Consider the following 22,388-nt stretch of genomic DNA (forward strand, 5'->3'; position numbering starts at 1 on the left):
CTAAATTTGAAAAATCTTCTTGGAAGTAGTATTAAGGACTTAGAAACTGTAGCTTTAGATTATGGGCAGGCTGCTTTTAGGGGTCGCCAAATATATTCTTGGATTTATAACTATAGAAATAAGAACAAAAATATTGATCAAATAGAAGTTTTACCTTTAGATTTTAGAAAGAAGTTAAAGCATGATGGCTTTAAGGTAAGTGAGCTGATTGTTAAAGAAAGAAACTTAGCTAAAGATGGCACTTTAAAGTTGTTACTTTCTACAGACGATAATGAAAGTATTGAGTGCGTTGGTATACCAACTGAAAAAAGATTAACTGCTTGTCTTTCTAGTCAAGTTGGTTGCCCAATGGACTGCAAATTTTGTGCAACTGGCAAGGAAGGTTTGAAGAGATCTTTAAAAGCAAGTGAAATTTTAGATCAAATTTTATTTATCGAAAATGAAATGAATAGAAAAGTGACTAATATTGTTTTCATGGGTATGGGCGAGCCATTGTTGAATATTGATGACTTACTTTTGTCAATTAGATCTATAAATAATGATTTTAAGATCAGTCAGAGAAGGATAACTGTAAGCACAGTAGCTGTTCCAAAAATGATAAGTAAACTATCAACAAAGTCTTTTCAAATTTTGGGTAATTGTCAATTTACATTAGCAATTAGCCTTCATGCTTCAAACCAAAAAACAAGAGAGACGATAATACCTAGTGCAAAAAACTATGAAATCAAAAATATAATCGAAGACTGTAAGAAATTCGTAAAAGAAACTGGTCGTAGGGTAAGTTTTGAATATTTAATGCTAAGTGGGGTGAATGACAAATTTGAACATGCTTATGAATTAAGTAATTTGCTGAAGGGTTTTCAATGTCACGTAAATTTAATACAGTATAACCAAATTGACGAGGTTGAATTTAAACGAACCTCTCTAAAAAATCTCCAATTATTTCAATCTAGACTTATTAACAGTGGCATCGCTGTTAGCTTGCGAAAAAGCAGAGGTCTTGATAAAAATGCTGCATGTGGTCAGCTAAGACAAAATTCAAAAATTAAATAATATTATCTAATAAAAATTTTTTAAAAGTCTCATAAACAGGGTATTATTGTGTTAATTATTCTAAAATCTTTGAGTTTTATTAAAACAAAAATTTTACCTTTCGCTATCGTTTCACTCTTTGGGATTGCTTTCTTTGCGGTTAGCGCGAGAATTTGGTTGCCAGGAGATATGATGTCTCCTGCCCCTATAAATTAATATTTTTAGTTTTTCAAAATGACACAAAATAAAGATCCTAATAAAGAAAGCTTAGTTGATATCGCCGTTGATCCAGATGTTTTAGCGAGAGAATTGGCCTTAGAAATTGAAATAGATCCTCTAGAACAAATTGATGAAGATTCTTTTACAAAAGGTTTAGACATAACTCAGGAGTGCAATGAAGCTTTAAAAATGCTAAAAGGTAACAGAGAAGAAAGAATACAGGGATTAAGAATATTTTGTGAGTATAGAGATTCAAGATCTTTTCCCTTTTTGTTACCGTTACTTGATCAACCTTGTCCTGTTGAAAGAATGAGTGTTGTATATGCTTTGGGTCGTAATCCATGTCCTACCGCAGTCGAAAAACTTGTTAGTCTTTTGGAGACTGACGATAATGCTTATGTCAGAAGAGCGACAGCATGGAGCTTAGCAAATTATGATAATCAAATTGTTTTGGAGCCATTAATAAATGCTTTGAAGAACGATGTAGCTGCGGTAAGGTTATGGTCATCTAGTTCTCTAGCTGAAATCGGAAATGTTTCTTTGGAAAATGCACAATTGGCAGCAGAACAACTTTTAATCAGTTTAAAAATAGATAATGAACCGGGTGTAAGAAGTAATTGCATTTGGTCATTGTGTAGATTGTACGAAAAATTAAATAATTCATTTCAAGAAAGTTTCGTTGATGAATGTACCAAAATAGCTCTTTTCGATAAAGAACCCTCCGTTATGGAAGAAGCAAAAACTGCCTTGGATTCAATGGGGATGCAAGGCTTTTATAACTAAATTCCTTAATTTTTTTATAAGCACATGATTGAAAAAGTTTATTTATTAGATATTCAATATAAAAATTAAAATTAATTAACTTGTACCAACTGAAACAAAAAAATTTCGTTATTCTATATAAAGTAAAAGTACTTAGTACTTGAATTTAATGCCTCAAAAAACATTGAGATTCAAAATTCATCAAGACGGAAGAGTTGAAGAGACAGTAGAAGGTTTTACTGGTAGTTCATGCAATGATGCTACAAAAAATCTTGAAAATGCTCTTGGCAAAGTAACAGTTAAAAATAAAACTTCTGATGCTTTCATCTCTAATCAAAATGAAAAATTAAAACAATTCAACCAAGAATCTAATGTCACACTTTAGTACGATCAAAACTCAGCTCAAAGATGCAGAGCCATTAATTAAAGCCCTAAATAATCTTGGTTACATAATCAACCCAGAAGAAAAGTTTGTTAAAGGCTATAAAGGTAGGTTTACATCTGTTGATATAAGTATGAATCTACCTGGTAATACCAAAGTAGGATTTAAGTGGAACAATAGTTCAAACGCATATGAACTAGTTACTGATTTAGATCTATGGAAATTTGATCTCCCAGTAGAAAGATTTATTTCTAAAGTTACTCAAATGTATGCTTACGAAACAATTATTTCCAAAACGAAAGAGGATGGTTATCAAATTGTAGAGCAAAAAAACCAAAATGATGGCTCTATTGAATTGGTTTTAACCAAGTGGGAAAATTAATGTCATATTATGGATTTAACCAATCCATTCGATAATCTTAAAGAAAATATTGAAATTTCTGGTTTTGAGCCAGTATTAGGTGGTCAATTAGCCGAAAAAGCTGTTTGGGTTGATGAAGCTAAATGCATTGGTTGTCAATACTGTGTACACGTTGCTTCAAACACTTTCTTAGTTGACGAATTTCATGGTAGAAGCCGAGCAATGAGACAAGATGGTGATAGTGTTGATGTTATACAAGAGGCAATAGATACTTGCCCTGTTGATTGTATTCATTGGGTCAAGTTTGAAGAATTAAATGATTTAGAGAATAGCCTTGATAGGGACATGTTTCAAACATTTGGAAAGCCACCGAGAATGAATAAGCACTAATATCAAAAAGATGCAATATCGTAGATTTGGTAGAACCAATCTGAAGATTCCTGTTTTATCTTTAGGTGGAATGAGATTTCAAAAAAGTTGGGATCAATTAGATTTTTCTGAGGTTTCATACGAAGAACAAATTAAAGTAGAAAATTTATTAGATCTTGCAACACAACATGGCTTAAGTCATGTAGAAACCGCCAAGTACTATGGAACTTCTGAGGTGCAATTAGGGATGTGTTTTAAGAATACTAAGAAAATCCCAAATATAATTCAAACAAAGATTCCACCTAATAGTGATCCGGAAATTTTTGAACGCGATGTATTAACTAGTATTGAAAAATTGCAAGTTAAAAAAATTGATTTGTTAGCAATACATGGAATTAATACAGATGAACATTTACATCAGGCTATTCGAGATGGAGGTTGCATTGATATTTTGAGGAATTTTCAAAAAGAAAATTTAATTGGATCTATTGGATTTTCAACCCATGGAAAATCTTCACTTATTGAAAAGGCCATATCAACAAACTTATTTGATTATGTAAATTTACATTGGTATTTCATTAATCAGGAAAATACAAAGGTTATTAATTTAGCCAATAAGAATGATCTTGGGGTTTTCATAATAAGTCCCACTGATAAAGGGGGGCATCTTCATACTCCCTCAAGAAAAATGTTGGAATTTTGTAAACCACTTCATCCTATAGTTTTTAATGATCTTTTTTGCTTAAGAAATCAAAATGTCCATACTTTGAGTGTGGGTATTGCAAAAGAGACAGATTTCGCTCTGCATTTAGAAGCTGTCTCGTTGTTATCAGAATCTGAGAAGTATGTGCCTAGGATAATTAACAAATTAAGGCAGGAATCAATTAATAGCTTAGGTCTAGAGTGGCATCAAAATTGGAATAGAAATTTACCAAGTTGGGAATATACGCCGGGAAATATTAATATTCCTGTTCTGCTTTGGCTTTCAAATTTAATTGATTGGTTGGGTATGGAAGGATATGCAAGAGCTAGATATCAATTGCTTGGTAATGGAAGCCACTGGTTCCCAGGATTCAATGCAAATTTACTAGATGTAGATGTTTCTGAAGGACAATTATTGAAAGTATTAGAAGGTCATATAAATCCAAAAAAAGTTATAAGAAAATTGAGAAATTTAAAAGAACAGTTTGGAGATAAGAATGCTAGAAGATTATCAAAAAAATAATTTCATAATGGATTTTTTTCAGGTTTGCCAACTTTTCTTGGGTAAATTTCAGGGCATAATCTTTTTTGTTGAATAAGAATTATATTTCGGGTGCCTCTATTTCTTGGTAATAGTATCTCTTTTTTATCTTTAACTTTCCCTTCTAAAATTTCTAAAGTTTTATCTAGATTTTTGCTTTCTTCATTCGTCCATTTGCCACAATATAAAACTCCAAACCCTTCTTTTTTTAACATTGGTAGTATATACTCTGAAACTGTTGATGGATTACTAACTGCTCTAGTTGCTGCAATATTAAAATTATTTCGCATTGACGATTGGTGGGCTAAGTTCTCAATACGATCGTTGATTACATGAATATTGTTTTTAAAATTGATCTGTTCAACTAAAAATTTTATTGCATCTGTTTTCTTTTTCAAAGAATCAATTAGATATATCTCAGAATTAGGATGAGTTATCGCATAAGCTAAACCTGGGAAGCCACAGCCTGATCCAATATCTAAAAATTTTTTATTATCAAAATTAATATTCGTGAAAGCTTTGAATGGCCAAATGCTGTCAAAAACTTGAGATACCCAATAATCGTCCCCATCAGTTAATCTTGTCAGATTGGTTTTATTATTTAATTCTTTAATTTTAATTTGTAACTCTTGAAATAAATTGATTTCTTCTTCAGTTATTAAGGAAAGAATTTCTTCTGGAATGTTTTGTTTTTTCATTTCGTTATAAATATTAATTTTAACCATCCATTAAATACATTCTATTTAGTAAAAATTTATTAGAATTACAATATTAATAAAAGATTATTTTGAAAGGGAAAACTTCCTATTACAAAATTTTAGGTGTAAATGAAAATGCATCCAATCATGAATTAAGAAAGGCATTTTGTAAACTTTCTATTGAGTTGCATCCCGATACAACTTCATTAGAAATAGACGTTGCTAAAAGGAAATTTCAAGAAGTTCTTGAAGCTTATGAACATTTAAATAATAGTAATTTAAGGAAAATATATGATGACAAACTAAAAGAAAACTCTAGAAGTACAAATAATACTATCGTTTTAAATAATTTAGTAATAGATTCTAATAATCAAAATTTATTAGGAAATAGAAGACCTTTTTCAAATGGAGAATTGTTTTCGTTGTTTCTTTTAATTATCATCATTTCTATAAGTTTAATTTGTTCAATTTTTATTGCTTCTTTTACTGGAAAAGAATTAGAGACAATACCGCTTTGGCTAATTAAATAATTTTTTTAAAAAGTCTGTGAATCCCTCTAAAAAACCTATCAATCAAAATTCACTGCAATCATTGGAATTGTGGTTAACTGATTTAGGTGCTGTAAAGGATATTAATAATCCATCTAAATGGTATTTGTTACTTTCAAATTGGAATGCAACTATTATTTTTGAACAAGAAGATTTAAGTGTGATCTGGGAAAGCGAAGGACAAGAAACTAAAAGACTATTTTCCTATTGCATTAATAGAGAAGATGTGGAAAATGCAATACTGCAGGGACCTTAAATTTCTATCTAAAGATTTTTTAAGATTTGCCTTATTATCCAGTAACTTTTTTCTAATTGATCATCGGTTATACAGAGAGGTGGCAAGAGATAAATAACATTCCCGAGGGGTCTAATAAATAAACCTTGCTCCATTGCAAGACTCTTTATTTCTTTCCCAATATTATTGAAATAACCTTTTTTGCTTCCAATATCTAAATCGAAGGCAGAAATTGTGCCTGATACCCTTATTTTTTTTATATAAGGTAAGTTTTTAAATTTAATTAAGTGAGATAAATGTTTTTCTTCAAATGAAAGGTATTTGTGTGGTTCTTTTTCTAATAAATCAAGGCTAGCATTTGCTGCGGCACAACCTAAAGGATTAGCAGTAAAACTATGTCCATGCCAAAAAGTTTTTCTTGGGGAATCATCAATAAAGGATTGAAAAATTTTTTCTTTACATAAAGTTATTCCCATTGGTAAGAATCCACCAGTTAAGCCTTTTGAAATACTTATTAAATCAGGAACGATTTTTGCCTTTTGAAACGCAAAAAGACTTCCACATCTTCCAAACCCAGTCAAAACTTCATCAGCAATTAACAAAGAATTATTATTTTTTATAATTTCTGAAACTTTATTAATAAACTGAGGCCTAACCATATTCATTCCTCCTGCCCCTTGAACAAGTGGCTCAAGGATTACTGCAACTGTGGGAGTTTTAAGTAGATTTTCTAATTTTTGGATCGCCTCATTTTCTTTATTTTCTACTTCTTCATCGTTAATCCAAGTTGAAGGCCAGGGGACTCTCCTAACTGGGAACATAAGATTATCGAAATTCTCATTAAAAATATTTCTTTCACCTAAAGCCATTGCTCCAAATGTATCACCATGATAGGCTCCATCAAAAGCTACTATTTGAGTCCTTGTTTCTCCTCTATTTTGCCATGATTGGAAGGCAATTTTTAAAGCGACTTCCACTGCAGTAGAACCGTTATCAGAAAAAAATAATCTTTCTAGTTTTGTTAATTTACTAAGTCTTTCCCCTAATTTTTTTGCCTGTGGATGTAAGAAATCAGCAAATATAACTTGCTCAAGTTTTTTTGATTGATCGAAAATGGCATCCGCAATATATTCGTTACTATGACCATGAAGAGTTACCCACCAACTACTAATTGCATCTATTAATTCTTTTTCAGGATTTTTAGTAAATAGGAGGGCATCTCTACCATGAGTTACTTCTATTTGCGGTTTGCTGCTATTGATTTGTGTAAAAGGTGGCCAAATATTTGGGTGCCATTCTTGATTTGGAGTTTTTGAATCCAAAGATTTCATTTAACTTATTTTTGAGTTTAAAAGTGAGATTAACTTATTTTTAATTTCAAGTTCTTTCCATAGTATATCTAAATTATTTGGGTCCATTTTTTTAATGTAAGGAAATTCAGCAATTAAAGGAATACCACTAAAATCAACTAGGGTTTTGGGATTATCTAGGTGTTTTTCGCCATTGACTACTAAACCTAAAATCTCAATATTTCTTCGTTTTAAGGCCTCAATACTAAGCAGGGTATGGTTAAGAGTGCCAAGTGAGCTCTTACATACAAGTATTACTGGAAGATTCCATTGTTTTATTTGATCTATTTGCAAAAAATTGCGTGTTATTGGAACCATTAATCCACCTGCAGTTTCCACAATTAATGAGCCCTTTACTTTAGGCAATTTCAACATGTCAAAGTTAATAGTTTTTTGATCTATTTCAGCAGCCCAATGAGGAGATAGAGGTTTTGTAAAGACATAAGCTTCTTTAATTATTTTCTCTTTACTTACTTGTGAAAGTTTTTCAACAGTTTGACTATCAGTTTGAGATTCAATACCACTTTGAATAGGCTTCCAATAAAAGGAATTTAATCCTTTAACGAAAAAAGAGCTTATTAAAGTTTTCCCAATATCAGTATCTGTTCCACAAATTATAAATTTGAAAATATTTTTGTGACTACTCATAATTTCTTTATAATTTGAATCTCAATTTGCCATGAAAGGTTCACTGTATCATTGTAATTCTTTGGCCAAAACTTTTGAATTTCCTTTAACTCTTTCACTGTTTTGCGTTTACAATTTGTTGATTGTGCTCCTACATTCCTTATGCTTCTAAAAAGCTCATATATATTTTTAAAATTTTCAAGATAATTAAACTGTTCAGAATAATGTATTTCAGTTGATTTGAAATCTTTTATTAATTCTTTAGAGCAAAGGAAATTAAGACCACTATATTCAGTATCAATTTTTTTACAAGTTTCTTTCCATTCAGGAAAACAATCTTTTGTTGGATATGAAATGATTAAAAAACCTCCAGGTGTTAATTTGCTAAACCAATTTTTTATTATCTTTTTTGGGTTGTTTAACCAATGTATGCAAAAGTTAGATGTTAATAGAGAACAGTTATTTATTTCAGGAGGTAAATTATTATTCAAATCCCATAAGATTTTTTTTCTAGATAATTTATTCTCAAGAAGCATTTTTTTGCTGAAATCAATTCTGGATACTTTTTGAGAAGAAAATTTTTTTTCTATTTCATCTGCTAATAGTCCTGGTCCTGATCCTAGATCTATCCATTCACCTTTTTTGGGAGGATTTAATTCTTTGATAAATTGAACAATCTTTTTTGCAAAAAATTTCTGAATATTTGAATGCTCTAAATACCTATATGCAGCATCATTGAAATTATTTTTTATTTTCTCATTCCACTTCTTACTATCCATTTTAATCATTAAGTGTATGAAGTAAGATCTCGTATAAATTTAAATTATTCAAGCAATGACCTTGTTGATCTAATTTAATTAAAATTGGCTTCCTATCAAGTGTTTTATTTAAGTAATCAAAAAAGTTATTATTTGATTCGTTGTCAAGAATTAAATCATTTTCTGACTTTATAAAAATAATTTTGCAATCTTTTCTTAAAAATACTGGAAAATCTCTATTGATGTAAAGTTGTTTTAAATCACTTAAAAGAAGAGTTTTATTTAAACTCTCTAGACTTTTATAAAAGATATTTTTAAAACTATTATTCATATGATTTGGCATAAATGATCTATTTATAAATTCTTTCAACATATCCTTATGTTCATCTTTTATGATTTTTGTTTCCATTCTTTTCAGAGATCTCAAAATAAAGTTTCTCTTATTACTTGAAGGAAGAAAATTATTAAAAGAATTTATAAGAACAATATGAGTTGCTTCTTTTAAAATTTTTTTTTGCATTAAATGAAAACCAAATGAATGGCATAAAGTCATTCTGATTTCTTTTTTAGATTCGCTTTTAATCCATTTTGCTTGATAATTATTTTTCGAAAAATAGCCCCTTTCATTATCTTGCCAATGCCAATTATTATTTAAAAAATCAACTTTATAATCATCCCAGAAATATTTATTTAGTCCCCACCCATGTTGAGTAATAATTTGTTTCATTTAAACTCTTTTAATACTGCAATGAAATTCTTTAGCAAATTAAAATCTAAGTTTCTTCGTATTGTTATTCTGATTCTTGATTGCCCCACTGGCACAGTTGGAGGTCTTATCGCAATTGCTAAAAACCCATTTTCTTCGAGATATTTTTGTAGATAAATTGCCTTCTCTTCTTGGCCAACAATAATTGACAAAATGTGAGAATCTCCCTGAACTGGAAAACGTAGATTTTTAGTAATTTCATCTTTCCATACATTCGCAGAAGATAATAAATCATTACCCCATTCTTTATTTTTTAAAATTTTTTTTAAACCTTCTAACGCCCCAGCAGCTAAAGATGGCGCAAGTGCGGTTGTATATCTAAATGCACCACTTGTTTGGATAAGATATTCTCCAATTTCTGAGTTGGAAGCTATAAAAGCTCCACCGCTTCCAAATGCTTTCCCAAAAGTTCCAGTAACCATAGTTATATCTGAACGACAATTAAAACTTAAACCCCTACCTTCAGGGCCCAAGATTCCAATTGCATGAGCTTCGTCAACTAATAATTGAACATTATTTTTTTTGCAAATTTCCGTTATTTCTCTGAGCGGAGAAATCGATCCCTCCATGCTATAAAGAGATTCAACAATAACTAAAATGGAATTTTTTGTAGGGTTAGATTTAATAATTTTATCCTCTAAATCTTTTAAATTATTGTGTGAAAATCGAACCAGTTTTGCTTGAGCAGCTTTGACTCCAACCAATAAAGAGTTATGGATCAATTTATCTGCTATTACGATACTATTTCTGTTTGCTAAAGCCTGGATAGCGGCTATATTTGCTTGAAATCCGCTTGGGAAAAGTAACACTTTTTGTTGATCAAGCCACTTAGCAAGTTCTGTTTCTAATAAGTTATGTATTGGTCTTGAACCTGTAATAAACCTAGAGCTTCCTGAACCAATACCTTCTAACAAACTTATCTCGTAAGCAGCTTTTATTAAATCCTTGTCTCTACTTAATCCAAAATAATCATTACTGCATAAGTCTATAAGTTTTTTATTTTGCGAATTCGAACTTAGAAGTTCGAATGATTTTTTACCTAAAGAAAATGTTTTTAATTTACGGATTCTATTTTTTGGGATTTTTACTTTTTTCATTTTGCAAAATAAAATATAGTGGATTTAATTAAAAAGATTTAGATTTACTATTAAAGTTTGCAAGGTATTTTTTGTTTATTAATATCTATATAGATCATATATTAAGAAGTTAACTCATCCTCTCTTCAATCACAATTATTGCTTAATTTAGAGGAATATTTCCCATTTCCGCTAGATGATTTCCAATTAGAAGCAATACGAGCTATAAATAGCGGAAATTCTGTTGTTTTAACGGCACCAACAGGTTCGGGTAAAACATTGATAGGTGAATTTGCTATATATAGAGGTTTATCTCATGACAGCAGAGTTTTTTATACAACGCCTTTAAAGGCCCTGTCAAACCAAAAGTTTAGAGATTTTGCTAATCAATATGGTGAGAATAAAGTTGGTCTTTTAACTGGAGATATAAGCATAAATAGAGAAGCACCAATCTTAGTCATGACGACTGAGATTTTTAGGAACATGCTTTATGGCGAATTTGATGAATTTGATGATCCCTTAGAAAATTTAGAATCTGTGATTCTTGATGAATGTCATTATATGAATGACCCCCAAAGAGGCACAGTTTGGGAAGAAACTATAATCCATTGCCCTAGTAGAACTCAAATAATAGCTTTATCAGCAACAATAGCTAATGCAGATCAATTACAAAATTGGATAGAAAAAGTTCATGGGCCCACAGTACTAATTAATAGTGATAAGAGACCAGTCCCACTTGATTTTAATTTTTGTAGTGTTAAAGGCCTCCATCCACTTTTAAATAATAAGGGCAATGGTATTCATCCAAACTGTAAGATTTGGAGGGCTCCTAAAGGGCAGAAAATAAGAGGAAAAGTGGGCAGGATAATGCAACCAAAGTCTCCCTCAATTGGTTTTGTGATCTCGAAACTATCTGAACGAAATATGTTGCCAGCTATTTATTTTATTTTTAGTAGAAGAGGATGTGACAAGGCAATTGAGAATATAAAAGATTTAACTTTAGTAAGTTATTCAGAAGCAAGTATGATATCCCAAAAATTAGATGTTTATCTTAAAAATAATCAGGAAGCAATTAAAGATAAATCTCAATGCGAGGCATTAAAACGAGGTATTGCATCCCATCATGCTGGATTATTGCCTGCATGGAAAGAATTGGTTGAGGAATTATTTCAGCAAGGTTTAATAAAAGTTGTTTTTGCAACTGAAACTCTTGCTGCAGGAATAAATATGCCTGCAAGAACAACTGTTATTTCTTCCTTATCAAAAAGGACAGAAGATGGGCATAGATTATTATTTAGCAGTGAATTTTTGCAAATGTCAGGAAGAGCTGGAAGAAGAGGAAAAGATACCCAGGGATATGTTGTTACATTACAAACAAGATTCGAAGGTGCCAAAGAAGCAAGTGCACTGGCTGTTAGCAAACCAAATTCTTTAGAAAGTCAATTCACTCCAAGCTATGGAATGGTACTTAATCTTTTACAAAGTTATACTTTAGAGAAGTCTAAAGAATTAATTAAAAGAAGTTTTGGTAGTTTTTTATATTTAGGTGAATCATCAGGTGAGAATATAATTCTTGAAAAATTAGATAAGGATTTAATTGAATTAAAAAAAATAACATCTAACGTTTCATGGAAAGATTTTGATGCATACGAAAAATTAAGAAATCGTCTTAAAGAAGAGAGAAGACTCTTGAAAATTTTAGAAAAACAATCAGCAGAAAAATTATCAGAAGAGATAACTAATGCACTCCCATATATTGAAGATGGAAGCTTAATTTCAATCAAAGCTCCTCAAATGAAAAGAAAAATTGTCCCAGGATTAATTTGTAAGAAAATATATGAATCCCAAAAAATTAAGAGTTTATTGTGTTTGACAATTGATAATTTATTTATTCTTATAAAACCCTCATCCATAGTAAGTATTTTTAATGATTTGGATTCAATTGATGTCTTAGGACTTGAAGTGCCAAAAATGTATTTTTCTGGAGAGGTATTTAGGGGAGATGAAATGTCGCAGCGTTATGCGGATCGAATTTTTGAAGTTTCTAAAGAAAATGATTTACAAACTCCACAATATGATTTGACAGCGGAAGTTTTGGCACAACAGCAACAAATTAATAATATAGAAGAAACAGTTACTAATCATCCTGTACACAGATTTGGAGACTCCAAGAAATTAAAGAAATATAGAAAAAGAATTATTGATGTTGAACAAGAAATAAATATTAGAAAAAAACATCTTGAGGATAAAGAAAATCATAACTGGAGAACTTTTACCGATTTGATACAAATTTTGAATCATTTTGGTTGTTTAAATGATTTGGAATTGACAGAAGTTGGACAAACAGTGGGTGCAATAAGAAGTGAAAATGAATTATGGATTGGCCTTGTTTTAGTTAGTGGTTATTTAGACGATTTAGATCCTCCTGAGTTAGCTGCAATTATTCAAGCTATATGTGTTGATGTAAGGAGGCCTAATCTTTGGTGTAATTTCAAGCCTTCTTTAAAGGTAATAGATGTTTTTAATGAATTAGATGGTTTAAGAAAATTAGTCTCTTTTCAACAAAATAAGTTTAATATTGAAATTCCTATCTATTTAGAAACGGAGTTGACTGGAATTATTTCTGAATGGGCAAGAGGAAAAAAATGGAAAGATTTGGTTTTTAATACTTCATTAGACGAAGGTGATGTAGTAAGGATTATTAGAAGATCAGTTGATGTCCTTTCTCAAGTACAGTACTGTATTGGTGTTAGTAATAAATTAAAAAGCAAAGCAAAGCAAGCATTAAAAGCTATTAATCGTTTTCCTGTTTCTGAATCTAATGATCTTATAAAAGTCTCTGAAGATATTAATCCTGCAACAAAAAGAATTGACAATAATTCTTAAATTTTTTTAATCAAATCATTGAATTGATATTCATTGCTTCATCAAATTCATCTTCGTTTAAATAACCTAATTTAAGTGTTGCCTCTTTTAAATTTAATGATTCTTTGAAGGCAAGGTTTGCAATTTTAGCAGCTTTTTCATAACCAACTTTCGGCACTATGGCTGTAACCAACATTAGTGAATTTTCTAAATTTAACTTCATTTTCTTTTGATTAGGTTCCATCCCATCAACTAAATTTATTCTGAAGTTTTCTATTACATTTTTAAGTAATTTTAAACTTGTGAGAATATTAAATCCAATAAGAGGCTTATATTCATTCATCTGTAAAGTGCCGCTAGAATTTGCCATTGAAACTGCATATTCAAGACCCATTATATGAGTGCAAACCATTGATAAGGCTTCACATTGAGTTGGATTAACTTTACCCGGCATGATAGAACTTCCAGGTTCATTTTGAGGAATAATTAGTTCATATATTCCTGATCTTGGACCAGAAGATAGAATTTTTATATCATTTGAAATTTTAAATAATGCACCTGCTAATATTTTTATCTGACTCATTACTTGAGCTAGACGATCATGCGAGGCCATGATAGAAAAATTATTTTTTGATTTATAGAACATTAGATTAGTATCATCGGAAATTGATTTTATAGACTCTTCACAAAATCCTTTTGGACAATTAATCCCTGTTCCAACTGCAGTTCCTCCTAAAGGTAAAAAATACAATTCATTCAGACTTATAATAATTGCATTCTCAGCATCTTTAAGTTGCTCTGACCATCCTGATATTTCTTGCCCAAAAGTAAGGGGCACTGCATCTTGAAAATGGGTTCTTCCTATCTTTATGAGGTCTTTCCATTGTTCACTTTTTTTATCAAGTATCTTAGTAAGTTCTCGTATCGTTGGAACTAAATTTTTGATTATTTCATTAACAACTGATATTTGAATAGCAGCAGGAAAAGTATCATTAGTTGACTGAGATTTATTTACATCATCATTGGGATGAATTGGTTGATGACTACCAAGCTCTGAATTTGTTTTTAATGCTGCAATATTTGAAATTACCTCATTAACATTCATATTTGTTTGCGTGCCACTTCCTGTTTGCCAAACCTTTAAGGGAAACTGTGAATCATGAAGTCCATCAAGTATTTCTGTACATGCTTCAACAATCAAATCTTTTTTTCTTTTTTCTATTAACCCTAAATTGAAATTCGCGATTGAAGCAGCTTTTTTTATGAGGGTGAGTGAATAAATTAATTCAATTGGAATTAATTCTTCTCCAATAGAAAAATTTTTTATCGATCTTTGTGTTTGAGCGCCCCACAAAGCTTCAATCGGAACCTCTATTGTTCCCATACTATCTTTTTCAATCCTAAAGTTTTTTGTCATTATTCCTCTGCAAACACTGGTTTAACTTAGAAAAGGTTTTCAGTAATCCTAGATACCTAACTTCTCCCATATTACACTTAAATTATTGAGATGAATTGAAGGATTAAAACATTCTTCTAAGTCACTTTGATCAATAAAATCCATTATTTCATTATCTCTCTCTATATTTTGTTTGAAATTTCCATTTTCGGTATTCCAGGCATAATGCGCATTTTTTTGTACTAAGCTATAAGCTTTTTCTCTAGACAACCCTTTCTCTACAAGCAAAAGTAAAACTTTCTGACTAAATATTACACCACCATATATATTTAAATTTTTGAGCATATTTTTTGGATAAACTTCCAAATTGCTTACTATATCTTTCATTTCCCTGAGCATAAAATGCAAACAGATTGATACGTCAGGTAACATGATACGTTCATTTGAACTATGGCTTATATCTCTTTCGTGCCAAAGTGGAACATTTTCCAGTGCTGTTAAGACGTAACTCCTTAAAATTCTTGCTAAACCGCTTACTCTTTCACTTCGAATAGGATTTCTTTTATGAGGCATGGCAGAACTTCCTTTTTGCCCCTTTGTAAAGCCCTCCTCAACTTCTAAAACATCAGTTCTTTGTAAATTTCTTATTTCAGTTGCGAATCTATCTAGAGAAGCGCCAACTAGTGCAATAGTTTGAACATATTCTGCATGCCTGTCTCTCGATATAACCTGCGTACTTGCTGTATCTGGCTTTAAGCCGAGTAAATCACAAGTTATTTGTTCTACTTTGGGATTTGTATTAGCGTAAGTTCCCATTGCACCACTTATTTGTCCAATAGCTACAGATTCTTTCAGTGTTAACAATCTTTTTTTGTTTCTTATTATTTCTGCTAACCATCCAGCAAGTTTAAACCCGAAGGAAATTGGCTCCCCATGAATGGCATGAGATCTGCCAATCATTAAGGTATTTTTATGCTTTCTTGCTAATAATCTGACTTCATTTTCGAGGGTCTCAATTTCTTTTAATAACAATTCGCAAGAATCTTTTAACTGAAGAGATAAGCCAGTATCAAGTACATCACTACTGGTCATACCAACATGTATATATCTTCCAGAATCTCCTACAAATTCATTAACGCTTGTAAGAAATGCTATGACATCATGTTTAACTTCTTTCTCAATTTCTGTAATTCTAGATTCATCAAACTTTGCATTTAAACGTATCTCTTTCATTGCATTCTCAGGAATTTTTCCCAGGGAAAAATTTGCTTCACATGCAGCGATTTCAACCTTAAGCCAACTCTGGAATTTTGCGCTATCAGTCCAGATTTTCCCCATTTCGGGTAATGTGTAACGCTCGATCACAATTTTTATTAATTATCAATTTAAACTTTATAACCAAAATCAAATTATTGCTTTATACCTTAAAGATGTACTTGCCATTGAAGATATTTGCCTGGCTATTATTTTCTTATGTAACATTTTTCTAGCTAGTTAAGAAAGCTTAAATTTAAAAATGTTTGCATTTATTCCTTTATTCCTTTCGTTAATAATGGGTAATTTTTTAGTTCTTATTTAAAATTGGAAGGTATTAAAGAATTTGGATCTTAATCTTGTAGAAGTTCATTATTCAGTCTTTTTTTATTGATTAATATATGATTAAAAAAAGTAGATTAGACCTTTATCTTCTTAAAAGTGGTTTATGTGAAACTCGTCAAAAAGCCCAAGGTTTAATTCTTGCGGGCAAGGTTAGAGATATAAATGGAAAAGTATGGGATAAACCTGGACAACAAGTATCAATTGGATCTGAATTTTTTATTGATTCCGAACCGATGTTTGTATCAAGGGGCGGCGAAAAATTATTTGAGGCATTTAATAAACTTGAAATTAAAGTAAAAGATAAAATATGTATTGACGCAGGAATCTCTACTGGGGGATTTACTGATTGCTTATTGCAACAAGGAGCAAAGTTAGTTTATGGGATAGATGTTGGTTATGGGCAGACTGCATGGAAGATTAGAAATAATCCAAAAGTCATACTTTTTGAACGAACTAATATTCGAAATTTAAAACCTAATGATCTTTTATCTAGAAGTAATGAGTTACCAAATTTTGTGGTTGCTGATTTGTCTTTTATTTCATTAAAATTAGTTTTTAAATCTATTGGTAATTTATTAGAGGGTGATTGTATTGAGGGAATATTTTTGATTAAACCCCAATTTGAGGTGGGTAAAGATAAAGTCAGTAAAGGCGGTGTTGTTCGTAATCCTAAATTCCATACTGAGGCAATAGAGTCTGTTATTTATGCTGCTAATAATTTCCAATGGAATATAAAGAATTTGATAGCTTCTCCTTTAGTAGGTCCAGCTGGAAATCATGAATATTTAGCTTGGATGACCCTAGGAAGTCAATCAAATAAAAGGATTAATAGTGAATATATACAAAATTTAGTAAAAGAAACTCTTTGAATTAAAGAGCTTCTTCGTCTTTGTCGCCAGTTCTAATTCTTACAACAGAATCAATTGATGTGATGAATATTTTTCCGTCACCTATCTCTCCAGTTTTTGCTGCTTCAGCAATTGCATCTATGACTGAATTAACCTTTTCATCTTCTACGACAACTTCTACTTTAAGTTTTTGAAGGAATTCCACGGTAAATTCGGAACCTCTATATCTTTCAACTTGTCCTTTTTGCCTTCCAAAACCTCTTACTTCACTAACCGTCATTCCAACAATACCGGAGTTTACTAATGCAATTTTTACATCTTCCAGCTTAAAGGGACGTATGATTGCTTCAATTTTCTTCATGATAAAAGAATGAACATTACTATCTTAATTGTTTTTTGGGAAAACATCCAACATTGAAATATCAGAAAAACATTCAATATTAAGGCCTGCATTCGTGGCGTCTTCAATTAAAAGTTGGGAATTTTCTTTAGAAATTATTACTGTACTATTTGACAAAGCTTCCCACTGATCATTCTCAAAGTGTGTTTGAAGCCATAACATTCCAAATGCACTTTTTGGTTGAAGGGATCTATTTAAGTTGTTATCGATAGTTATCAAACAAATGTCCATTAATTTTTCATTGAACTAAACACATATAACCCTTTTAGCCGACATTATGAATGTTACAACTGTTACAAAAATAAGATTTAACAGCTTTTGACTTAGTCAATTGTAATACTTAGATTTGTTTATAATTTTGCGAATTTTTTGCCTTATATAATAGTTTTTATATAGGTTTAGTAAAAAAGTTCTTTTAAAAATGAATACAGCTGAATTAGAAGATTCGACTCAAAGACCGCTATATGGTGAAAGAATTATTGAAGAATCAAGAATAATTTGTTTCGATAATCCTAACAAGAAAAGAATTTATGAAATTTCTATTCAGTTACCTGAATTTACATGTAAGTGCCCTTTTTCTGGTTATCCAGATTTTGCAAAGCTAAATATTATTTATCAACCTAATTTGAGAGTATATGAGTTGAAGTCTTTAAAGCTTTATATTAATAATTTTAGAGATATAAAAATATCTCATGAGGAGGTTGTGAATAGAATTATGGATGATTTAGTGAATGAAGGTTCACCTCACTGGATACATTTAAACGCTGCATTTAACCCCAGAGGGAATGTTTCTATGCAGTTAGATATTTTTAGTGGTCAGAAAAGAAATTAAATTTTTTTTATTTCTTCTGATAATTTGCAAAATTCTTTTTTAAAACCAACTAGATTTTTATTGCTAAGGCCTCCAATAGATAACTTTTGCGATTCTTTATTTACAAGAATCCATAATTGGTTAGTAGGTATAAGACTTATTATTGTTCCAAAAATTATTAAAATAAAAGAAAAGTAAATAAATGGTATGGACGGATCATTTTTTATTATTAAACCACTACTAGGAATTATTTTTTTCAGAGAAACTCTTGAAGAATTAATTTCTAAGGGATTATCATTGATATAAAGATTAATCCCGGAAAAATTTTCTATATTCGAAATTTTAAGTGGACCATTTTCATTATCTATTGTTAAAAGGAAATTTTTTTTAGTCTCTGATCCTAATTCAATTAAAATCCCCCAAACTTGATTACCGATTTCGGGAATTTCCTTTAATTGTAATTGATAAATGATATTATCTATTTCTAAAATAACATTTGATATTGCCCAATCTGCTTGATAAATAGTTAATCCTTTAAACCTGATTGGGTGATTAACTTTGGTGGTTTTTATTTCATTTAGATTTAAATCTTCAGAAGAAAAATTTAATTTTGAAATAAACTGTTTGGGTACACCATCACTTTCTCGTTCTATAGAAAAATCGACTAATTTTACATTTGCTTTTGAGTTTGTGCCCTCATTAACAAGATCCAAACTTTCTCCAGGCAGTAGATATTGTTCTTTTGTGTGACTTGTAAAACTTCCATATGCTGAACCTATAAGTAAGACTATTAATCCGATATGTACAACTAAAGGACCGATTTTTCCAATTAAACCTCTTCTTGCAGAAATATGACTTTTAAATTTGTATGTTTTCCATCCTTTTTTTTTAAGTAATAAATCTACTTTTGATATATGTTCTCCATCTTCATTGATTGGATGACTTGTAGTTAGTTGTAGTTTGCTAAATTTTTTTTCGCTGTTGTATTCAATCCATTTTAATGAAGCTTTTAATGAAGGGATTTGCCTCCTGAAACTACAAGCTGCTAGAGAAATACAAAGAAGAATTAAAGCAAATAAAAACCAAAAGCTTGTATATATGTGATCCAATTGAAGTTTTAAGACTTTTTCTCCATCTAAAAATCCAAAAATGGGAGCACTATCGAAATTATCAATATAAAATTTATTACTACTACCTTGAGGTATAAAGGTCCCTATGCCGCTTGTAATAGCTATGAAAATTATCAGTGATATGGCGAATCTTAAACTTGATATTTTTAATATTAGATTCTTAAAAATAATCATTCAAATCCAATTTGATAATAAATTTAATAACCCTAGGGAAACTAAAAATATCCCACTTAAAGTAGGAATTATTTGACTAAATTTTCTAAGCGCTAAAAATTGTTTTAAGTTTTCTGTAGTAGCTCCTGCAACGATTAATGGGGTTACTTGGCCTATCCCAAAGAAAAATAAAAAAATAACAGATATTGTTGGATTTTTAGCTTGCGATACCCAAGCTAGAAGAGTTGCTAAAACTGGAGTAATGCAAGGTGAAGAAGCTAGTCCAAAAGTAGTCCCTATGGCAAAAGGTGCTATAAATGTTGGTATTTTATCTTCAATTATTTTTATATCAGGTCCATTCGGGAACTGAAACTTTAGAATACCTAGTAAATTTAAACCCATTGTTATTGCTATTAAAGCAACGATCGAAGTGTAAAAAGATGGGATTTGCCCATATATCCTACCAAGGAATCCACTTGCAGCGCCAAGGGTAACGAGTGAAAAAACGACTCCTCCTGAAAAACTAATAAGTTTATTTTTATTTTTCTCTGTTCCTCCTATATAGGCAATAGTGATTGGAAGTAATGATAATGAGCATGGGCCAAGACTTGTTAAAAGTCCTGCGCTGAAAACCAAAAATATAGTAAATGGTCCAGGGTTATCAAGGCCATTCTGCATAAGCAGATTACCCTTTTGAGATAATTCTGAAATAACTAAATTAAATGATTCGATAGCTTGACTTTAATCTTATAAATTCTAACTAATTAAAAGTCTTTCGTGTACTAATCCTACCTATGAAGCCTGTAGATTCTAATGAACATCTCAGTAACATCCCTGCAATAAAAAATGATGCGATTAATGAATTCCCACCATAACTAATGAAAGGTAGTGGTAAGCCAGTAGTAGGCATAGAGCCTGTTGCTACAGCAATATGCATTATTGATTGACCTATCAACAATACACCACATCCAATAGAAACTAATTTTGTATAGTTGTTCCTGCACTTTAGAGTAATTCTTAAAGTTATATAAGAAAAAACAGCTAGAAAACCTAGGAATAAAGTACACCCTAACAAACCAAATTCTTCAGCAAAAATGGCAAAAATAAAATCTGTGTACATAAAAGGTAGATACTGTAATTTTTGTATAGACAAGCCAAAACCTTGACCGAATAGACCACCTGAACCTATAGCTAATAAACTTTGAACCAATTGAAATCCACTTTCCTGTTGATCTTTCCAAGGATTAATAAATGAAGTAACTCTAAGTTTTTGATATTCGTTATTGAGGATACTAATACATCCAGTAATAAATCCTAATGAGGCAAATGATGAGAGAGAACTTAGTTTTACGCCTCCACATAAACCCATTACCCAAAAAAGGATTCCCGTTAATGATGCAGTACTCAAATTAGGCTGCTTTAGTATTAATAAAATTAATAATCCAAAAGAGAATATTGAAATTAATTTTTTATCATTCTTAATCAAATTCCAATGAGCGAAAAGGTTAGAAGCTTCTAGAATTAGAAAAGGCTTAATTAATTCAGATGGTTGTAGACGTAAATTTCCTAGTACTAGCCATCTTGAAGATCCGTTAACAGTAATTCCAGTAATATTGGTTAGTAATAATAGAAAAAATAAAACAAAAAAAATAATTCTTGAAAACTTTAAAAGATTTCTAATGTTTGTATTCACGACAGAATAAAATAGAACAATTCCTGGAATTGTCCAAATAATTTGTTTTTTTAAGAAGTAAGCCCAATTTCCCATTTCCCTACTAGCCACCCACCAACTTGATGATCCAAGAATGCATATTCCTAATATTGACCAAATTCCAATGAGAACAACGAGGATTTTTGCCTCATAAGGCCATATCGTCCAAGGCAATGGAAATATAGACTCTGTTAAATTGCTTAGATTTTTTTTGTAATTAGAACTAAAGGTTTTTTTTCTTTTAGAAATTCTCTTGTATTTTATTTTTTCTTGACTTATCTCCAATTTTTTAGATGTATATGTACTATTGAGACGTTTAATTGAGATTTTGCCAAGTCTTTTATTAACGTTTTAAAGTGTTAAAGCAAAAAAAAGATGACTTTTCATAAATTTTATTTTTGAAGAATAAAGTATTTATTTTTTCAAGAATAAAGTAAAAAAAGGACTACATATTCATCATAAATCTTAAGAATTAATTTTTTATAAAAAAAAACTAGCTAAAAGGTACCTCTCCATGATAGATTCCGTGAGTTTATATACTTACTTCAAACCATTCAAAGAGGGTTCTAAACTATGTTCACATCCGTGGACTCAAATAGAAAAAATCTTGAGCATCCCTCCAATGAGAATGTTCAATTTCCTCCATCCCTGAATAATTCGATCATTAAAGAAAGTAAATCTGGCATTGCCAATCAAATTGATAATTTGCTTTCTCATAATGATGAATACACAAAATTGCAATTAACAATTTTTGGAATTACTTTTATTTTTTCTATTTTATTAGCGACAATAACTGGAATTTTTCTAGGATTTACTTTTGGTTTTAGTATTTTTACTGGTGCAATAGCCGGAATTTTTTACCTACGTTTGCTTGCCAAAAGTATAGGAAAACTTGGTAAAGAATCATCAGGTGTATCAAAATTGCAACTATTAGTTCCAGTTTGCCTCTTTATTTTTGCGAGCAAGCTAGGATCTTTGGATGTTTTTCCTGCAATGATAGGTTTTTTCATTTATAAGCCTTCACTCATTCTTTATTTTACACGTTCTTAA

25 protein-coding genes are annotated in these 22,388 nt (G+C 30.6%); 12 read left to right on the forward strand and 13 right to left on the reverse strand.

Annotation, left to right across the window (positions count from 1 at the left end):
* Nucleotides 1-6: 6 nt before the first annotated feature.
* The 6 genes from rlmN to EU98_RS01855 all read left to right on the forward strand — a co-directional run bounded on the left by rlmN (nt 7) and on the right by EU98_RS01855 (nt 4,350).
* Nucleotides 7-1,053 (forward strand): 23S rRNA (adenine(2503)-C(2))-methyltransferase RlmN, encoded by a 1,047-nt coding sequence (gene rlmN, locus EU98_RS01880; protein ID WP_032516247.1) that lies wholly within the window; start codon nt 7-9, stop codon nt 1,051-1,053.
* A gap of 213 nt (nt 1,054-1,266) precedes the next feature.
* Nucleotides 1,267-2,034: a HEAT repeat domain-containing protein gene (locus EU98_RS01875; RefSeq protein ID WP_032516248.1), complete on the forward strand. Its 768-nt coding sequence runs from the start codon at nt 1,267-1,269 to the stop codon at nt 2,032-2,034.
* A gap of 148 nt (nt 2,035-2,182) precedes the next feature.
* Nucleotides 2,183-2,398 (forward strand): DUF2997 domain-containing protein, encoded by a 216-nt coding sequence (locus EU98_RS01870; protein ID WP_032516249.1) that lies wholly within the window; start codon nt 2,183-2,185, stop codon nt 2,396-2,398.
* Complete coding sequence (locus tag EU98_RS01865; protein WP_032516250.1) at nt 2,385-2,777, forward strand: DUF1257 domain-containing protein; 393 nt, start codon at nt 2,385-2,387, stop codon at nt 2,775-2,777. The genes EU98_RS01870 and EU98_RS01865 overlap by 14 nt, the downstream gene beginning before the upstream one ends.
* 9 nt (nt 2,778-2,786) lie before the next feature.
* Nucleotides 2,787-3,146 carry a ferredoxin gene (locus EU98_RS01860; protein WP_032516251.1) on the forward strand — a complete coding sequence of 120 codons (360 nt, stop codon included), beginning with the start codon at nt 2,787-2,789 and terminating at the stop codon, nt 3,144-3,146.
* A 10-nt stretch (nt 3,147-3,156) separates the two neighbouring features.
* Nucleotides 3,157-4,350: an aldo/keto reductase gene (locus EU98_RS01855; RefSeq protein ID WP_032516252.1), complete on the forward strand. Its 1,194-nt coding sequence runs from the start codon at nt 3,157-3,159 to the stop codon at nt 4,348-4,350.
* Nucleotides 4,351-4,352: 2 nt separating this feature from the next.
* On the opposite strand, the gene rsmG is transcribed toward EU98_RS01855, so the two are convergent.
* Nucleotides 4,353-5,066: a 16S rRNA (guanine(527)-N(7))-methyltransferase RsmG gene (rsmG, locus tag EU98_RS01850; protein ID WP_032516593.1), complete on the reverse strand. Its 714-nt coding sequence runs from the start codon at nt 5,064-5,066 to the stop codon at nt 4,353-4,355.
* Nucleotides 5,067-5,155: 89 nt separating this feature from the next.
* Here rsmG and EU98_RS01845 point away from each other — a divergent pair, with 89 nt between their 5' ends.
* Together EU98_RS01845 and EU98_RS01840 are read left to right on the forward strand one after the other, a co-directional pair.
* The gene (locus tag EU98_RS01845; protein WP_032516253.1) at nt 5,156-5,596 is read left to right on the forward strand and encodes a J domain-containing protein; all 441 of its coding nucleotides are present in this window, start codon (nt 5,156-5,158) and stop codon (nt 5,594-5,596) included.
* A gap of 16 nt (nt 5,597-5,612) precedes the next feature.
* Nucleotides 5,613-5,870, forward strand: coding sequence for a DUF3143 domain-containing protein (locus EU98_RS01840; protein ID WP_025923542.1), 258 nt, complete (start codon nt 5,613-5,615; stop codon nt 5,868-5,870).
* A gap of 8 nt (nt 5,871-5,878) precedes the next feature.
* On the opposite strand, the gene bioA is transcribed toward EU98_RS01840, so the two are convergent.
* Genes bioA through EU98_RS01815 form a run of 5 tightly spaced genes read right to left on the reverse strand, consistent with a single transcriptional unit; the run spans nt 5,879 to nt 10,446 of the window.
* Nucleotides 5,879-7,180: an adenosylmethionine--8-amino-7-oxononanoate transaminase gene (gene bioA / locus EU98_RS01835; RefSeq protein ID WP_032516254.1), complete on the reverse strand. Its 1,302-nt coding sequence runs from the start codon at nt 7,178-7,180 to the stop codon at nt 5,879-5,881.
* Complete coding sequence (bioD, locus tag EU98_RS01830) at nt 7,181-7,846, reverse strand: dethiobiotin synthase (RefSeq protein WP_032516255.1); 666 nt, start codon at nt 7,844-7,846, stop codon at nt 7,181-7,183.
* Nucleotides 7,843-8,613, reverse strand: a complete 771-nt coding sequence (locus tag EU98_RS01825; protein ID WP_032516256.1) for a methyltransferase domain-containing protein — start codon at nt 8,611-8,613, stop codon at nt 7,843-7,845. The genes bioD and EU98_RS01825 overlap by 4 nt, the downstream gene beginning before the upstream one ends.
* Nucleotides 8,606-9,310, reverse strand: coding sequence for a hypothetical protein (locus EU98_RS01820; RefSeq protein WP_032516257.1), 705 nt, complete (start codon nt 9,308-9,310; stop codon nt 8,606-8,608). The genes EU98_RS01825 and EU98_RS01820 overlap by 8 nt, the downstream gene beginning before the upstream one ends.
* The gene (locus EU98_RS01815) at nt 9,307-10,446 is read right to left on the reverse strand and encodes an aminotransferase class I/II-fold pyridoxal phosphate-dependent enzyme (protein WP_032516258.1); all 1,140 of its coding nucleotides are present in this window, start codon (nt 10,444-10,446) and stop codon (nt 9,307-9,309) included. The genes EU98_RS01820 and EU98_RS01815 overlap by 4 nt, the downstream gene beginning before the upstream one ends.
* A 138-nt stretch (nt 10,447-10,584) precedes the next feature.
* Between EU98_RS01815 and EU98_RS01810 the strand changes: the two genes are divergently transcribed.
* Nucleotides 10,585-13,311, forward strand: a complete 2,727-nt coding sequence (locus tag EU98_RS01810) for a DEAD/DEAH box helicase (RefSeq protein ID WP_032516260.1) — start codon at nt 10,585-10,587, stop codon at nt 13,309-13,311.
* A gap of 10 nt (nt 13,312-13,321) precedes the next feature.
* Here EU98_RS01810 and EU98_RS01805 read toward each other — a convergent pair whose 3' ends face one another.
* Together EU98_RS01805 and purB are read right to left on the reverse strand one after the other, a co-directional pair.
* Entirely contained in the window at nt 13,322-14,707 is a 1,386-nt protein-coding gene (locus EU98_RS01805; RefSeq protein WP_032516261.1) for a class II fumarate hydratase, read from the reverse strand.
* Between the two features lie 48 nt (nt 14,708-14,755).
* Entirely contained in the window at nt 14,756-16,051 is a 1,296-nt protein-coding gene (purB, locus tag EU98_RS01800; protein ID WP_032516262.1) for an adenylosuccinate lyase, read from the reverse strand.
* A 290-nt stretch (nt 16,052-16,341) separates the two neighbouring features.
* Here purB and EU98_RS01795 point away from each other — a divergent pair, with 290 nt between their 5' ends.
* Nucleotides 16,342-17,154 (forward strand): TlyA family RNA methyltransferase, encoded by an 813-nt coding sequence (locus tag EU98_RS01795; RefSeq protein WP_032516263.1) that lies wholly within the window; start codon nt 16,342-16,344, stop codon nt 17,152-17,154.
* A gap of 1 nt (nt 17,155) precedes the next feature.
* Here the strand turns inward: EU98_RS01795 and EU98_RS01790 are convergent, their stop codons facing one another.
* Nucleotides 17,156-17,494 (reverse strand): P-II family nitrogen regulator, encoded by a 339-nt coding sequence (locus EU98_RS01790; protein ID WP_011377098.1) that lies wholly within the window; start codon nt 17,492-17,494, stop codon nt 17,156-17,158.
* Between the two features lie 24 nt (nt 17,495-17,518).
* On the reverse strand, nt 17,519-17,764 hold the full coding sequence (locus tag EU98_RS0109130; RefSeq protein WP_032516264.1) for a hypothetical protein: 246 nt from the start codon (nt 17,762-17,764) through the stop codon (nt 17,519-17,521).
* A gap of 190 nt (nt 17,765-17,954) precedes the next feature.
* Here EU98_RS0109130 and queF point away from each other — a divergent pair, with 190 nt between their 5' ends.
* Entirely contained in the window at nt 17,955-18,365 is a 411-nt protein-coding gene (queF, locus tag EU98_RS01785) for a preQ(1) synthase (RefSeq protein ID WP_032516265.1), read from the forward strand.
* Here the strand turns inward: queF and EU98_RS01780 are convergent.
* From EU98_RS01780 to EU98_RS01770, 3 genes are all read right to left on the reverse strand, one after another.
* A complete protein-coding gene (locus EU98_RS01780) occupies nt 18,362-19,648 on the reverse strand; it encodes a cytochrome c biogenesis protein ResB (protein WP_032516267.1) in 1,287 nt (428 codons plus the stop codon). The genes queF and EU98_RS01780 overlap by 4 nt on opposite strands.
* Complete coding sequence (locus EU98_RS01775; protein WP_032516268.1) at nt 19,649-20,305, reverse strand: cytochrome c biogenesis CcdA family protein; 657 nt, start codon at nt 20,303-20,305, stop codon at nt 19,649-19,651. It lies immediately after the preceding gene.
* Nucleotides 20,306-20,387: 82 nt separating this feature from the next.
* On the reverse strand, nt 20,388-21,623 hold the full coding sequence (locus tag EU98_RS01770) for an FtsW/RodA/SpoVE family cell cycle protein (RefSeq protein WP_032516269.1): 1,236 nt from the start codon (nt 21,621-21,623) through the stop codon (nt 20,388-20,390).
* A gap of 288 nt (nt 21,624-21,911) precedes the next feature.
* Here EU98_RS01770 and EU98_RS01765 point away from each other — a divergent pair, with 288 nt between their 5' ends.
* Entirely contained in the window at nt 21,912-22,388 is a 477-nt protein-coding gene (locus tag EU98_RS01765; protein ID WP_032516270.1) for an ATP synthase, read from the forward strand.

The sequence above is a fragment of the Prochlorococcus marinus str. MIT 9314 genome (genome assembly GCF_000760035.1).
GTDB lineage: Bacteria > Cyanobacteriota > Cyanobacteriia > PCC-6307 > Cyanobiaceae > Prochlorococcus_A > Prochlorococcus_A marinus_B.